This is a genomic window from Nocardia sp. NPDC046473 (assembly GCF_040645995.1).
Taxonomy (GTDB): Bacteria; Actinomycetota; Actinomycetes; order Mycobacteriales; family Mycobacteriaceae; genus Nocardia.
In genome coordinates, this window is record NZ_JBEYZJ010000008.1 from 273,309 (window position 1) to 286,570 (window position 13,262).

The 13,262-nt window shown below is 65.2% G+C and carries 14 protein-coding genes; 6 read left to right on the plus strand and 8 right to left on the minus strand.

Features of this window, described 5'->3' with window-relative positions:
• The 7 genes from ABZ942_RS28950 to ABZ942_RS28980 are packed head-to-tail and all read right to left on the minus strand — an operon-like array spanning position 1 to position 6,394.
• Positions 1-312 carry a hypothetical protein gene (locus ABZ942_RS28950; RefSeq protein ID WP_357387375.1) on the minus strand — a complete coding sequence of 104 codons (312 nt, stop codon included), beginning with the start codon at positions 310-312 and terminating at the stop codon, positions 1-3.
• The gene (locus ABZ942_RS28955; protein WP_357387377.1) at positions 312-974 is read right to left on the minus strand and encodes a hypothetical protein; all 663 of its coding nucleotides are present in this window, start codon (positions 972-974) and stop codon (positions 312-314) included. Before ABZ942_RS28955 ends, ABZ942_RS28950 begins: the two co-directional genes overlap by 1 nt.
• A gap of 59 nt (positions 975-1,033) precedes the next feature.
• Complete coding sequence (locus ABZ942_RS28960; RefSeq protein WP_357387379.1) at positions 1,034-2,749, minus strand: acyl-CoA dehydrogenase family protein; 1,716 nt, start codon at positions 2,747-2,749, stop codon at positions 1,034-1,036.
• A 2-nt stretch (positions 2,750-2,751) separates the two neighbouring features.
• Positions 2,752-3,591, minus strand: coding sequence for an acyl-ACP desaturase (locus tag ABZ942_RS28965; RefSeq protein ID WP_357387381.1), 840 nt, complete (start codon positions 3,589-3,591; stop codon positions 2,752-2,754).
• The gene (locus ABZ942_RS28970; RefSeq protein ID WP_357387383.1) at positions 3,588-3,839 is read right to left on the minus strand and encodes an acyl carrier protein; all 252 of its coding nucleotides are present in this window, start codon (positions 3,837-3,839) and stop codon (positions 3,588-3,590) included. Before ABZ942_RS28970 ends, ABZ942_RS28965 begins: the two co-directional genes overlap by 4 nt.
• 34 nt (positions 3,840-3,873) lie before the next feature.
• On the minus strand, positions 3,874-4,731 hold the full coding sequence (locus tag ABZ942_RS28975; RefSeq protein ID WP_357387385.1) for a class I SAM-dependent methyltransferase: 858 nt from the start codon (positions 4,729-4,731) through the stop codon (positions 3,874-3,876).
• Positions 4,715-6,394: an AMP-binding protein gene (locus tag ABZ942_RS28980; protein WP_357387387.1), complete on the minus strand. Its 1,680-nt coding sequence runs from the start codon at positions 6,392-6,394 to the stop codon at positions 4,715-4,717. The genes ABZ942_RS28975 and ABZ942_RS28980 overlap by 17 nt, the downstream gene beginning before the upstream one ends.
• Before the next feature lie 190 nt (positions 6,395-6,584).
• Between ABZ942_RS28980 and ABZ942_RS28985 the strand changes: the two genes are divergently transcribed.
• On the plus strand, positions 6,585-6,962 hold the full coding sequence (locus tag ABZ942_RS28985) for a hypothetical protein (RefSeq protein WP_357387389.1): 378 nt from the start codon (positions 6,585-6,587) through the stop codon (positions 6,960-6,962).
• Here the strand turns inward: ABZ942_RS28985 and ABZ942_RS28990 are convergent, their stop codons facing one another.
• Positions 6,963-8,252: a DUF3533 domain-containing protein gene (locus ABZ942_RS28990; protein WP_357387391.1), complete on the minus strand. Its 1,290-nt coding sequence runs from the start codon at positions 8,250-8,252 to the stop codon at positions 6,963-6,965.
• 123 nt (positions 8,253-8,375) lie between these two features.
• Here ABZ942_RS28990 and ABZ942_RS28995 point away from each other — a divergent pair, with 123 nt between their 5' ends.
• The 5 genes from ABZ942_RS28995 to ABZ942_RS29015 all read left to right on the plus strand — a co-directional run bounded on the left by ABZ942_RS28995 (position 8,376) and on the right by ABZ942_RS29015 (position 13,153).
• A complete protein-coding gene (locus ABZ942_RS28995) occupies positions 8,376-9,002 on the plus strand; it encodes a MerR family transcriptional regulator (protein WP_357387393.1) in 627 nt (208 codons plus the stop codon).
• Positions 9,003-9,160: 158 nt separating this feature from the next.
• Positions 9,161-10,438, plus strand: coding sequence for a family 1 glycosylhydrolase (locus ABZ942_RS29000; RefSeq protein WP_357387395.1), 1,278 nt, complete (start codon positions 9,161-9,163; stop codon positions 10,436-10,438).
• A gap of 190 nt (positions 10,439-10,628) precedes the next feature.
• Positions 10,629-11,579, plus strand: a complete 951-nt coding sequence (locus ABZ942_RS29005; RefSeq protein ID WP_357387398.1) for a hypothetical protein — start codon at positions 10,629-10,631, stop codon at positions 11,577-11,579.
• Between the two features lie 18 nt (positions 11,580-11,597).
• Positions 11,598-11,933, plus strand: coding sequence for a hypothetical protein (locus tag ABZ942_RS29010; RefSeq protein WP_357387400.1), 336 nt, complete (start codon positions 11,598-11,600; stop codon positions 11,931-11,933).
• A gap of 23 nt (positions 11,934-11,956) precedes the next feature.
• Entirely contained in the window at positions 11,957-13,153 is a 1,197-nt protein-coding gene (locus ABZ942_RS29015) for a helix-turn-helix domain-containing protein (RefSeq protein WP_357387402.1), read from the plus strand.
• Positions 13,154-13,262 lie beyond the last annotated feature (109 nt).

The window sequence follows — 13,262 nt, forward strand, 5'->3', positions numbered from 1 at the left end:
CTAGTCCTCTTCCAACTTGATCAAGACGTTTGCGAAGTTCTGATCCTGCTCCTGATAAACCTTGGCGACATGGTCCAGCACCCTGGCGATGGAATCGGTTTCATCTCTGCCCTCGACCAGTCTGTCGTACATATACCGCGCGGCGGCCATCTGTGCGTTCCAGGTATCTTGGAACAGCCCCCATGCGACGTCCTGGTGACTGAAATGGATACTTTGTGCCTCGGTCGCAGCGACGGTGAGAGCATCCGATGCGTGATCCCAGGCTCGGGCAGCCTTCACCAGCTGGTTGAGATCGGCTGAGAAATTGACCATTACGAGTTCCTCATCAGGTAGCTCTTGTATTCGGCGAGTTCATGTTCGAGTTCGTCGTCGGTGCGGTCGGCCCATGACCCGTCTTCGTGGAACCGAGGACGCTGTTGCCGGATCTGATTCGCGCAGTCGAGGATGTCGGCCGCGAGGTAGGACGGGCTGGCCGTGGTTGCCCACTGTGGGTCGATCTCGATGCTGCTGATGCGAGAGATGCTCGCAAACACCGTGACGGACGGTGCACCGGAGTCGGTCACCGGCCCTCGGCCGACGAATTCATCGCTCTGTCGTAGTGATTGCTCTACCAGCTCGAATTCGGCCAGCGACGCTGTGTCGAGGAGAGTGATAAGTTCTGCACGGCGTGAAGGCGATACGGTCAATTCGGTCCATTTGCCCGATATGATGGCGGGCGCGTCATGCTGCCACAGCGCTACGTAGTAGCCGGTCATTGCCGCTTCGGAGAGATCCGGTGGATCCAGACGGTCGTGGATATTTCGATGCACCTCGACAGTCACCGGAAGGCGACCTTCATCGAGTTTCATTGTGAACAGGCCGATTCCGATCAAGCCAGTGGCCACGTTTCCCCCATCTTCGGTCTCGACTGCGATGGAACGTTCCGTCGAATGGCCGCTGCCGTTCGTCCCCGCAGGCTGCTGCCGGACAGACACTACCGCTCTGTTTGTCGCTCCAGCAAGGTCGAAATCACTGAATTCCGCCCCCGTTTATGTCAGGTTGCGCGCATTCGATGGGTGTCGCGGGCGGAGGTGACGGTGCGGTGGATGTAGTCGGGGTGGGCGATGGGTACGTCGAGCAGGGGTGGGGGTACGTCGAGGAGGGCGAGGATTTCGGTTTGTCGTGTGGCGCATTGGTCGCTGAGGAGGGCCCGTTGCGTTAGTAGGGCCCGGATTCCGGGGCCGTCGAGGAGGTCTTCGGCGACCAGGTGGTCGGTGAGGGTTAGGAGGGAGGTGACGGTGTGGAGGTGGCGGAGGGTGTCGTCGAGGGGGCTCTGGGAGTGGGTTGTCCAGCGGCGGAGGAGGCGGGCGGTGCAGGTTGCGTGGACGTGGGGGCGGCAGAGGGCGGGGCGTTGGGAATCTCGCCAGCGTTGTAAGAGGCGGTGCGCCAACGCTTCCAGGAGGTTGATGCCGTGGGTCGGTGCGGTCAGGCCGTCCTCGGTGATGGTGGGTACGGGGGAAATGTCTGATGTGGGGTTTCTTGCGGCCGTGCGGACGCTTTCGTAGCAGAGGACGTTGTTGTCGCCGCCGAAGGTGGTGTTGATTTCGCCGTCTACTCGGGCGGTGACTATCTCGTTGTGGCTGTGGAAGCCGTGGCCGCCGCAGAGTTCGCGGAGTGCGACCAGGGAGGTGTTGGCGGCCCATGAGGCGTGGGCTTTCGCGCCGGAGGTCAGTCCGGAGAGCGTCCGTCCGTAGAGGGCGATCGGCTCAGTGGGGTAGTGGGTTGTCCATTCTTCGATGAGGTGTTCGGTGAGGTGGTGGAGGGCGAGGGCCTCGGCGACGATGGGCATGAGGCGTTCTCGGTAATGTGGGAAGGTCAGCAGCGTCTTTCCGGATGTTTCCCGGTGTGTGCTGTAGCGCAGGGTGATCGCCGCGCAGCGGCGCAAGACTCCGGCCGCTCCTGTCACGGGAAAGATGCGTTCCTGGGAGAATGTCCCGAGGCAACGCAAATACCGTTGACGCCTTGGTATTTCGCATACGTAGCTGCCGGATTGATCGATATGCGCCCAGCCACTGAGTAAGGCATCCAACGGCATTCGGTACTGGTCGAAATGGATCATGCCCGTCTGGTTTCCCGCGATGCCGCCCTTGGGGTCGGCGCGGCGGATACGTACGCTGGGGAACGGCAGTGCACCTTCGGTCGGGCGCAGCGGGACTCGGAACCAGTGGTGGCCCTCGTCGGCACCGTCGATGAGTAGGCGGGCGAGCACCATTGCGTGCGTGGCGGAGAACAGGCTGTTGCCGATCCAGTATTTCGCGGCGTCGTCGGTCGGTGTCGTGATGTGTAGTGAGCGGTCCTCGTGCCGGTAGTGGACCTGCGTTCCGATGGCGATGAGGTTTGTCCCTCGGCCGATCTCGGTCGCCGCGAAGGCGTATACCCGGTCCATGCGGTCGATCTCGTCGCGGTACGCGACCACCTGGGCCGGATTGCCATGCGCGAGAAGCGCATTGCCTGCCAACTGCTGATTGCCGATCGTCGAGGCCAGGCCGATGTCGAAGGCGCTGACCCAGCCGAGTGTGCGCACCAGGTCGGGGAACTGATCTGCTCGGCTCCCGCCGCACCAGGCTTCACTGCCGACGATTCCCTTGGCGTGCAGTGCCTTTGCGCGTTCGACGGTTAGGAACATCAGGTCGTCGGTCTCGAGTACGTATCGGGCATGTGGGGCGAAGAGTGGCTCGCTGAGGAAGCTGGTGGCCGGTGCTTCGGGCACCATCACTCCGGGTGCGTCGCATCGCCGCCGGAGGGCGAGGGCGCGCTGATGAGCGGAGCGGGCGGTGATTGCCTGGGCCTGGGCAGATCGTGGCGAGTGAGATGCAGGGCCGCGAGTGTGGGAGCAACGATGTCGCGCAGGTAGACCTGGGCATTGAGGCCGGTCGAGCGCATGAGGACGTGGCGCGATTCGGCATCGGGCAGCAGCTGTTCCGCGGGCATCCGGAACGTCCGCAGCACATGGGCCAGATCGGCCAGGGTTCCGGCGCGGTCGTCGTCGAGATGCAGCGCGACCATGTGCTGGTAGAACTTGGTGTGCGCCATCTCATCTCGGCCGATCAGCCGGTAGATGTCGGCGAGCACCGCGTGCCCGGCGTCCATCGCCACAGTGCGTTGAGAACGGTAGACCACGAAGGTGGTGAGCTCCTGGACCATGCCGTAGATCAGCATCTCTCGGGGATTCTCGTATGGGCGCTCCCACCGTTTCGCCAGCACACTGTCGGCATAGTCGTGGAGTTGATCTTCGGTGCGCTGCCCACTGCGACGCAGGTACTCGCGCAGGACGAGCGAGTGTTTGGATTCCTCGTACCCCCAGTTGGCGGCGAACCACGCCTGGGCGTAGTTGCGGCCGAACAGTTCCAGGTGCGTGTTGAGGTAGTCGGGCAGGAACATCTCTACGCCGCAAAAGGTTTCGGCGTTGGTGGCGAGTTGCGGGTCTGTCTGCGCGGTGTCGAGCGAATCCCAGTCGATGTCGGTGAACGGATTCCACCGGCGGGTGCGCTCGGCCTGCTCGAAGAAGGTCATGTAAGCGCGGTGGAAGGATTCGCGCAAGGCGCGGTTCATGAGGTGCGGTTCCCGAGCTCGGCGGAGATGAGGTCGCACAGCCCGCTGACATCGGTTACGGCATAGAGCTTTTCGTCGGGCAGGCGGATGTCCAGCTCCTTCTCGGTCCAAGTGACGAGCTCCAATAGTTGCAGCGAGTCGACCCCGGCCGAGTACAGGTCGGATTCCAGCGTGAGCGTGGGGTGTGCGGTGGACGTCACTTGACGCAGACCACGGCCGAGCAGGGCCAGCAGGTCGTCCGGTGTCATCGGGGATTCCTCTCTTCTGCGAATGACCGGTTGTTCACTCGGGATCGTCGACCCGGCGCAGACACCACTGGGACAGGCTCATGTGCCGACGGGCGAAGGAGTTGATGCAGCAGGTCAGGTAACGGTCGTAGGTTTCGAAGAGCTCGTTGCCCCAGCGGTCGCGGATCTCGGATTCGTTGGCGCGCAGCCGGGTTCGCCAGTGGGTGGTGGTGAGTTCGTAGTCCTTGCGCCTGGTGCGCAGCTGCATGACCTCCCAATACGGGCCGACGGCCATGATCAGGTCCTCGGCACGGGGCGTCATGCCGCCCGGGAAGATCGTCTTGCTGAGCCAGCTGAGCTCCCGCGCCTCCTCGGGGCGGCGGGGCAGGCGGTCGCGCAGCCCGGTCTGTAGCGCGAAGTAGGCGCCGGGGCTGGTCCACGTCCACGCCTTGTAGAAGTAGTCGCGGTAGCGCGCGACGGCATGACCGGCGCGGGCCTCCTCGGGGGTGCAGACGTGTTCGATCATGCAAATCGACTGCACCGCATCGAAGGTCTCAGACGGTGCGAAGTCACGAAAGTCGAGGCAGGAGACGGTGACTCCCGGCAGATCGCGGCGTACGATGTCATCGTATTGGGCCTCGGAGAGGGTGATGCCGTGTGCCCGTGCGACGTTACGTTCCTGGGTGAGGTACGCCAGGTTGTTGCCCCAGCCGCAGCCGATGTCGAGGACCCGGCTCTCGGGGGTGATGCGCGCGAAGTCGTGCAGCACATCGAGTTTGGCGAGCTGGGCAGTGTCGAGATCGTCGGTGTCGTCGAAAACGGCGCAGGTGTAGTTCATCCGGCTGTCGAGCCACAGCCGGAAGAACTCCGGATCGAGGTCGTAACTGACGGCTACCTCAGCCTTGCTGGACATGCAGCGCACCTTCCAGGTATCGGCGGCGGGTCTCCTGCCGCCGCGGCTTGCCGGAGGTCGTTCTCGGCACCGCGCCGGGCTGGACGGTGACCACGTGGTGAATCGGAATACCCAGTGCGGCAACCGCTTCCCGCAACGCAGGAGCCAGGCCGGGGTCGTCCGGAGTGCGGCATTCGGCGACCACCACCAACTCTTCGGACTGCGTACCGGGACGGGTACAAGCGACGACGCCGCCCGCGCGCACGCCGGGAACGGTCTCGGCGAGCCACTCCACCCGCTGCGGATCGACGTTGTAGCCGTTGAGAATCAGCAGATCCTTGACGCGGCCCGTGACGAACAGCTCGCCCTCGGCCAGGTAGCCGAGGTCGCCGGTGCGCAGCCAGCCGTCCGGCTGAAAGGTCGTCTGTGTCTCGGCTGGCGTCCCCACATAAGTCCGTGCGACGGAGGGGCCGCGGACCCAGACTTCACCGACGGTGCGCTCGCCGGTGGTATCGCGGATGACGACCTCGTGGCCGGGTAGCGGCGGTCCGCAACCGACGAGGATGTCCACTGCGCCAGAGGTTTCCAGGGCATCGTCGACGGGAGTGGCCTGCCCCGCCGACAACGCGGCGGAGTCGACGTGATCCACCCGGTAACGGCGGTCCGGGGCAGAGATAGTGACCGCGAGAGTCGCTTCGGCCAGCCCATAGCAGGGCGACACGGCGTCGGGGTCGAGACCTGCCGGCCCGAAGGTATCGAGAAACCGTTGCAGCACAGCGTGATTGATGGGCTCCGCACCGCAACCGAGGACACGGACGTGGCCCAGATCCAGGGCGGCGATCTCATCGGGCGAGATCCGGCGGGCGCTGAGGGCGAACGCGAAGTTCGGCGCGAAGCTGATCGTCGCCCGGCGTTCCGACATGGACCGCAACCACAGTCCGGGATCTCGCACGAACGCGCGGGTCGGCATGAACGACACGGGGACGCCGACCAGCAAGGGGGACAACACGAATCCGACAAGTCCCATGTCGTGCTGCAGCGGCAGCCAGGACAATCCTCGGTCGATGGCCGGATCGCTGCGCAGCCCGTCACGCATGATGGCAAGCCCGTTGGCGAGCACCGCCGACACCCGCGCCGGGACCGCGCGGGGTGTTCCGGTGCTGCCGCTGCTGAACTGCAGATACGCAGCCTCGTCCGGCTCGGGCCGGTGCGGGGCCGACTCGTCCGGTGGCGCGGCGACCACGTCGTCCAGGTCGACCAATTGCCCACTGCCCGAGGGTGGTTCGACGCCACCGCGCAGCGCGATCGCGCGGGGCCGGGCGATCTGTGTCATCGCCGCCACATGGTCGTTCCATGCGGCGCGACGTGCTTCGGCAGGCGGCGGAGGCAATGGGATGGGGACCACTCCGGCCCACAGTGCGCCGAGGAAGGCGGGGACGAAAACATGTGGATCGGCCGCCTCGACTGCGACCCGGTCGCCGGTCGTCAGGCCGACTGCCCGCCAGCCTGCTGCCGCCGATTGCACGTGCCGCAGCAGCTCGTGCCTGCTGATGGCCATCCACTCACCGTTGTCCCGAAGGTATTCGTGGGCGGGCAGGTGGTCGTTCTCGTAACTCGCCAGCACGTCGGCCACCCATGCGTTGCGCGGGTGCCCCTGACCTACGTCACTGTGATCGCTAGTCAATTCGCCAGTACTCCCGAGGTAGGTCGTGCCTGTTCGCCGGAGTGGCTCGAGATCAGTCGTGTTCCAGTACACGTGTCCGACGCGGCGGGAGCCATACGCCGGATTGCCGACTATCGATCAAATCTTGCGGGTGGACCGACATACGGAGTTATTCGGTATGGGGGACCGGCCGGCTCCATAAGCTCCAGGTATGGCTGATACCTCATCAACCGGCGACAGCATGGGTGCCTTGAAGGCGGCGTGCCTGGGAGCAGTCGCCGCCGTCGTGCTGGCACCGCTCGCAGCGGCGATCGTCGCGATCGTCTACCGGTTCCCGGTACCGCTGGGCGAGTACGCCCGTGGCTTCGGCGGCGCCGGCTCCGCCGCATTGGGCAGCCTGTTCTATCTGCTGTTCGGAGGTGTCCTTGTCGTCGGGATCCTCGGCGCCGCAGGCGGTTTCGTCGCGGCGCGATCAGCAGGGCGCGATACCGGCCGCGCCCTGCGTCGCACTCTTGCCGTCGCGGCGATCGTCGCGCTCCTCGGCGCGATCACGTTGTCCGTGCTCGAATTCTTCGTCGGCCCGTGGTAGTTACCGGGGGGCCGTCGCGCTCTCGGGGTGACGGTGCAGGCCCCTGCGGTCGTAGACGGTGGTCGCGATGTAGCCGAGGGCAATGGCGAGAACGAAGCCGATGCCGACCATGATCCACGCTCGATCGAGGCCGGCGTCGCCGCGGGCGTCGAAGTAGAGGATCGAGCGGATGCCGTCGACGAGTTGACGCATGGGCTCGAACGAGCTGATGCGGTGGTAGAACGTGGGCACCGTTTCCAGCGGGATGGTGCCGCCCGAGGACGGAACGGCCAGGGCGATGAAGACGAAGGTCGACACGAACATGCCCGGCGTGCCGAAGGTGGCCAGGATCGACAGGCAGCTCAGGCCGACGGCGACGATGGCGCAGTAGGAGAAGATCCACAGCATCGGCAGGTGGCCCGCGTCCATGCCGAGGACGGTCACGCAGGCGAGCATCACAAGGGAGGCCATCGGTATCGCGAGCCCCGCGATCAGTCCCCACGCGGTGAACAAGGTGTGGCGACGGTCGATGGGAGCCTTGGGGCGATGGCTGTGCCAGGGACCGAAATCGCTTGGTGCGAAACCTAATCCGGACTCGACCAGGCCGTGTATGACATTCGCGCCGATGAAACCGCACATGATGAGCAGCAGCACGTAGAAGAAGGCGGTCATGCCCATTCCGCTGTTCGCGCCCAGGGCGAATCCGGTATCGGTCTTGATCGAGATGGGATCGGCAAGGAGTAGTTGCTGGGCCGTGTTCATCGGGACTTGCTGCTGGGCGGCTTGTTTCGTCAGTTGGCTGCCCAACTGGGCGGAGGCGGTGTGCGCGGCTTGTTGGGCAATGCCGGCCGACATCGAGGAGGCGAGGCTGCCTGCGGCCGGGTTGGTCAGCACGGTCATGGCCGGACGCTGCCCGCCCTCGGCGGCCGGATTGCCCAGTGCCAGAACCGAAGCCGTGAAGTTCTCCGGGATGACCAGCGCCGCGTAGAGCTTTCCGGTGCCCATCTGGTCGCGGGCTTGCTCCTCGGTGAGCTGCTTCCACGACACCTTGCCATCGGTGGATGCGGCGGTGACGCCCGCGGTGATCTGCTGGCCCAGATTCGCGGTTGGCGCGCCCTTGTCCATGTCGACCAGTCCGATCGGCATGTCGTGCATCGCCTCGCGCGGATTGACAATCGCGCCCATGTAAGCGAGCGACATCAGGAACGAGAACAGGGCGAGGATGACGCCCGCCGGTATCCACAACTTGCGGGAACGCAGGACCTGACCTGCGGTGACGCGATTTGCGCCCCCTGTTGGTGCTGCTGTCATTACTCGACTCCCGGTCCCATTGGATACTGAAACTATCTAATGTAGGATAGTGCCAGTATCCAACGCGTGTCCATCCGAAGCCCCTGTGATTCGGCACGCAGTCGATGAAGGCGAGGGCGCGGATTGAAGCTGTCGGAGCTCAGTGAGCGGTCGGATGTGCCGATCGCGAGCATCAAGTTCTACCGGCGGGAAGGCCTGCTGCCACCCGGACGGGCACTGGGCGCGACCACCGCGGAATACGACGAGGACCACCTGCGCAGACTCAAACTGATCCGGGCACTGATCCGTTTCGGTGGACTATCCGTCGCCGCGGTTCGCGATGTCCTTGCGGCACTGGAGGGACCGCGCAATCCCGCGCAAGTGCGTGGCGTAGTGGACTACGCACTACCCACCGATCTTCCTCGGACGGATCCTCGGCCGGCTGAGAACGACGGCAGCGTATGGGCAGCCGAGGTGATCGAACGCATGGGATGGGACATCTCGGAACTGTCCCCCCATCGTCAGGCTCTCGACGAACGAATGCGCGTACTACGCCGCCTCGACATGGAATTCGCCGTCGACGAACTCCTCCCGTACGCCCGCCTCGCCGAATCGGTCGCCGAACTAGACGACACCCACCTGAACAGCCCTGGCGACAGCGTGACGGTAGCCGAACGAGTGGCAGTCTTCAGCGCCCTCTTCGGCCCCGTCCTCCCGCTACTGCGCCGCTTGGCACACGAAAACCGAGCGCGCCGAACAAGTTCCGCGTAACCAGCCCGGTGGAAATCGGCTCCCCACGATGGTTCGTGAGTGGGCGTCATGCTGGAGGCGGCGGCTTCTTCCGTTTCGATTCGACTCATGCATCCGCCGGGTGCGGCACGGCCGACCCCGTCTGGTTTCGGTCACGTGCCCAGTGGTATTCACAGGATGTGACGAGTGAGGGTGTATCACCCGAGGTTTCCAGCACGCCTGCCGCCGCGCCGCCCGCTACGGTGGATCCGTTGGGTCCCGAGTTCCTTTGGGGTGTGGCTACGTCAGGATTCCAGTCCGAAGGGCACGCGCCGGACAGTAGCTGGTTGCGGTACATAGAGCGGGAGAACTTCGAGCCGTATGGGGACTCGGTGGACTTCTACCACCGATACACCTCCGATATTCCGCTGGCGGGGGCGTTGGGGCTGAAGGTATTCCGGATCAGTGTCGAGTGGGCCAGGGTGCAGCCGACACCAGGGGAGTGGGACGAGAACAGCTTCTGTTTCTACGATTCGGTGATCGACGCGATCGTTGCGGCGGGGATGCGGCCGATGATCACCTTGGATCACTGGGTTTATCCGGGGTGGAAGGCCGATCAGGGTGGGTGGAACGATCCGGGGATGGTCGACGACTGGCTGGCCAATATGCGTAGGGTGGTCGATCGGTACGCGGCGCGGAATCCATTGTGGGTCACCGTCAATGAGCCGGTCGCCTACATCGTGTACGAAGAGCGGTTCACCGGAGTCGATGCCACGACCATCGAGGAACGGATCGCGGCCGTGCACAACACGAGCTACGACTACATCCATCAGCTGCAGCCGGATGCGATGGTCACCAGCAACATCGGGTACGTGTCCGGTCACGAGACCGAGGTCAATCAGCCGATGGTCGACCGGATCTCGGCCAAGCTCGACTACCTCGGCGTCGACTATTACTTCGGCGCAGACGATCCCAACGAGCCAGATCCCGGCCCGCGACAGCTGTGGGAACTTCCGTTGCAGGCGGAGGGCGTCTACTACGCACTGCGCCACTACGCCCGGCTGTACCCGGACAAACCGCTCTATGTCGTGGAGAACGGCATGGCCACCGAGAACGGCCAGTTGCGCCCCGACGGCTACGACCGCGCCGACTATCTGCGCGATCTCGTCTACTGGTTGCAACGTGCCCGCATGGACGGCATGAACGTGATCGGCTACGGCTACTGGAGCCTCACGGACAACTATGAGTGGGGTTCGTACACGCCGCGTTTCGGCCTCTATACGGTCGACGTCCGCACCGACCCCGACCTCGTGCGCACGCCCACCGCCGCCGTCGACGCCTACCGCGCCATCATCGAAGGAGGTGGGGTCCCCGCCACCTACCTCCCCACTCGCCCCCCACTTGCCTGCTCATATGTCGACCCACCCAGCAGCTGTACTGATCCCGTCACCCTCCCAGGTGAGGTGGGTCGCCAATGATCGAATACGAAGTGCCGGTTAGTACTTGAATCATCAATAGAACGTGATAGCGGACCGGACGCATATTGCGACGACAGCACAGGTAGCGCATTATTCGTCCAGCACGGTGGCGGAAGCCTGAAAATCGGTGTGCGCCATGCGGTATCCGGCACCCAGCCAAGGAGCCGGTAGAGCTTCAGCGGAGGCAGCAATGGTCGACTCACTATTCGCGGACGTATCCGAATACCAGGTGCCGGTGGACGATTCCTACCCGTACCAGATCTTCTCGCTCCGTTCGAACGACGGCACCTACCAAGATCACAACTTCTACCAGAACTACGCGTGGGCCGCCGCGGCCGCCGACGCCGGGCGGATCGCCTGCTTCATCGTCTACCTCTACTGGCGGCCGAACTGGCTCGACACCGTCGACACGCACCGGGCGATGATCGGCCAGGCGGGTGGCCCGCACCCGAAGATGATCTCCATGGTCGACGTGGAAGCCGGCGGCAATCCCGGCGGCGACCAGTCCGACGGGATCAACCGTGCCTACTGGCGGCTGGTCGACTGGCTCGGCTCGACCCTGCGGGTGATTGGCTACGCCAACCGGGCCGACTTCAACGGCATGTGGCGGGTCCGCCCGGACGGACTGCGGGTGATCGCGGCCGGCTACGGCAGCAATCCGAACCTGCCCGGTCAGATCGCTCATCAGTACACCGACGGTCGCGGCTACGGAGGTGGTCTACCCGAGGGCGCGCCACCGTTCGGCAACTGCGACATGAACTCGGCCGACGGGTCCTCGCCCGAGGACTTCGCCGACGCGTGCGGTGTCGGCGATGTGGCGCCGGATCCGGTCGCCGACATGTGGGTCGACTTCATGGGCATCGGCGGCAATGGCTGGCCGCAACTGGCCGGTCACACCCTCGTCGACGGCGTCGCCTCGGTCGGCCACAAGCTCGGCATCCCCGGATTCTCGGTCCCGCCGGGCCCCACTCAGGTGCCACTGCCGCGCGACACCGAGGCCCGCATTCGGGCGGAATGGATCCAGCTGCGCGGCGCCCGCGGGGCCGGCTGGCCGCAATGCGGTGGTCTGTCCGTCGTCGACGCCATCGCGGCCATCGGCCAGAAACTCGGCATCGACGGCTTCGAACCGCCCTCCCGATAGCCCTCCGATCGGAGCGACATGTCCACCATCCCCAGCACGAACGGCTACTTCTACGTGGTCACCGAATGCGTGTCACAGGACGAGGCGGCCGCCACCGCTGAGGCCGCGGGCGGCACCCTGGCGCACCTGACCTCCGGCAATCTCGCCGACGTCCATTTCTTGGCCGGTGCGTTCGAAAGCATCAAGACCTGTGACAAGCCGCATGCCGGGCCGATCGCCTGGTTCGGCACCTACAACGGCGGGGTCCCCGAAGGCACCGTCTACATCGTCGCCCTGGCGACCGGGCAGGTCATGAATGTCTCGGCGCATCGCGCCGCGGCCTGGACCGGACTCGTCCTGTCCGAGCCGCGATAGGCGGTTAGGTAGCGTTTACCGCTATGGCGGCACCTGAGCACACCGGTCCGACTGCCGGTATTCGGCAGTTGGCCGCGGCGTGCCGGGCCGAGATTCCGGTGCTGACCCGGCGGCTGATCTCGGCGATCTTCACCGATATCCCGGAGTGGACCGACTACTCGCCGGTCAGCCGGGAGGAGCTGCGCAACGGATGCCGCAGCTATCTGACCCGGGTGCTGGATCTGCTGGCCGGGGATGTGAGCGTGCCGGATCGCGACGACGTCGCCGCGGCCATCGGCCGCAACCGGGCGGCGCAGGGTGTGCCGCTGGAGGTGATGCTGCGGACGTTCCGGCTCGGCGGGCAGATCGTCTGGGAGGCCCTGCTCGACCGGGCCGACGATCTCGCGCCCGGTGAGTTCCGGGAGATCGGCGTGGCCACCTGGTCGGTCATCGACGGCATGTCCTCGGCGCTGGTCACCTCCTATCGCAACACCGAGCTGGAGCAGGTGCGCCGGGACGAGCGGCGCAGGCACGGGCTGATCGAGGATCTGCTGGCCGGCCGCGCGCACGACGCGACCTTCGCGGCACGGGCGGCGCGTGAGCTGAATCTGCCCGCGCACGGCGCCTACCTGGTGGTGGCGGTGCGCGGCATCCGTCCGGTCATGCAGCTCGGTACCGAAACGGCGTTGGCGGCCTTGGGGATTCGCTCGGTCTGGCATGACCGGGTGGACTCCACGGTCGGGTTGGTCTCGTTGGAGTTGCGGGACAGTTTCGCTGTGCTGCAGCAGATCCGGTCGCGCGTGCTGGGGCAGGCGGCAGCGTCGCCGTCGGTGCCGGGACTGGCGCAGATCGATACCGCGCACGCACTCGCCATGCTCGCACTGGAGACGTTGCCAACGGCGACAAAGGGTTTGGTGCTACTGGAGGAGCGTTACCCGGAGGCGCTGCTGCTGCGTTCGCCCGATTTGACCGAGTTGATGGTGGCCCGCACGCTCGGGCCGGTGCTTGCACTGCCGGCCAAGGAGCGCGACGTGCTGCTGCAGACGCTGGCCGCCTGGCTGGCCGAGAACTGTTCGGCCGCCAACGCCGCGCCGCGGCTGCACTGCCATCGCAACACGGTGATCAATCGGCTGCAGCGAATCTCGGCGCTGCTCGGTCGTTCGCTGGAGGGGCAACGCTGCTACCTGGAACTTTCTTTGGCGCTGGCCGCGCTGGAACTCGGCGTGCCCACACCGGACTGAGCGGATCCGGCCTCCTTCTCATTGGGCGCTGCGCCCATTTTCTCGCCCCTATTTCTGGGCTTTCGGCAGATTGTTTGTGCAATTCCGGCCAGCAAGACTCATCAGAACG

Coding starts and splice junctions, on each gene's coding strand:
- ABZ942_RS28950 (WP_357387375.1), bottom strand. CDS start 312: ATGGTCAATTTCTCAGCCGATCTCAACCAGCTGGTGAAGGCTGCCCGA.
- ABZ942_RS28965 (WP_357387381.1), bottom strand. CDS start 3,591: ATGAACCGCGCCTTGCGCGAATCCTTCCACCGCGCTTACATGACCTTC.
- ABZ942_RS28970 (WP_357387383.1), bottom strand. CDS start 3,839: ATGACACCGGACGACCTGCTGGCCCTGCTCGGCCGTGGTCTGCGTCAA.
- ABZ942_RS28975 (WP_357387385.1), bottom strand. CDS start 4,731: ATGTCCAGCAAGGCTGAGGTAGCCGTCAGTTACGACCTCGATCCGGAG.
- ABZ942_RS28985 (WP_357387389.1), top strand. CDS start 6,585: ATGGCTGATACCTCATCAACCGGCGACAGCATGGGTGCCTTGAAGGCG.
- ABZ942_RS28990 (WP_357387391.1), bottom strand. CDS start 8,252: ATGACAGCAGCACCAACAGGGGGCGCAAATCGCGTCACCGCAGGTCAG.
- ABZ942_RS29005 (WP_357387398.1), top strand. CDS start 10,629: ATGGTCGACTCACTATTCGCGGACGTATCCGAATACCAGGTGCCGGTG.
- ABZ942_RS29010 (WP_357387400.1), top strand. CDS start 11,598: ATGTCCACCATCCCCAGCACGAACGGCTACTTCTACGTGGTCACCGAA.
- ABZ942_RS29015 (WP_357387402.1), top strand. CDS start 11,957: ATGGCGGCACCTGAGCACACCGGTCCGACTGCCGGTATTCGGCAGTTG.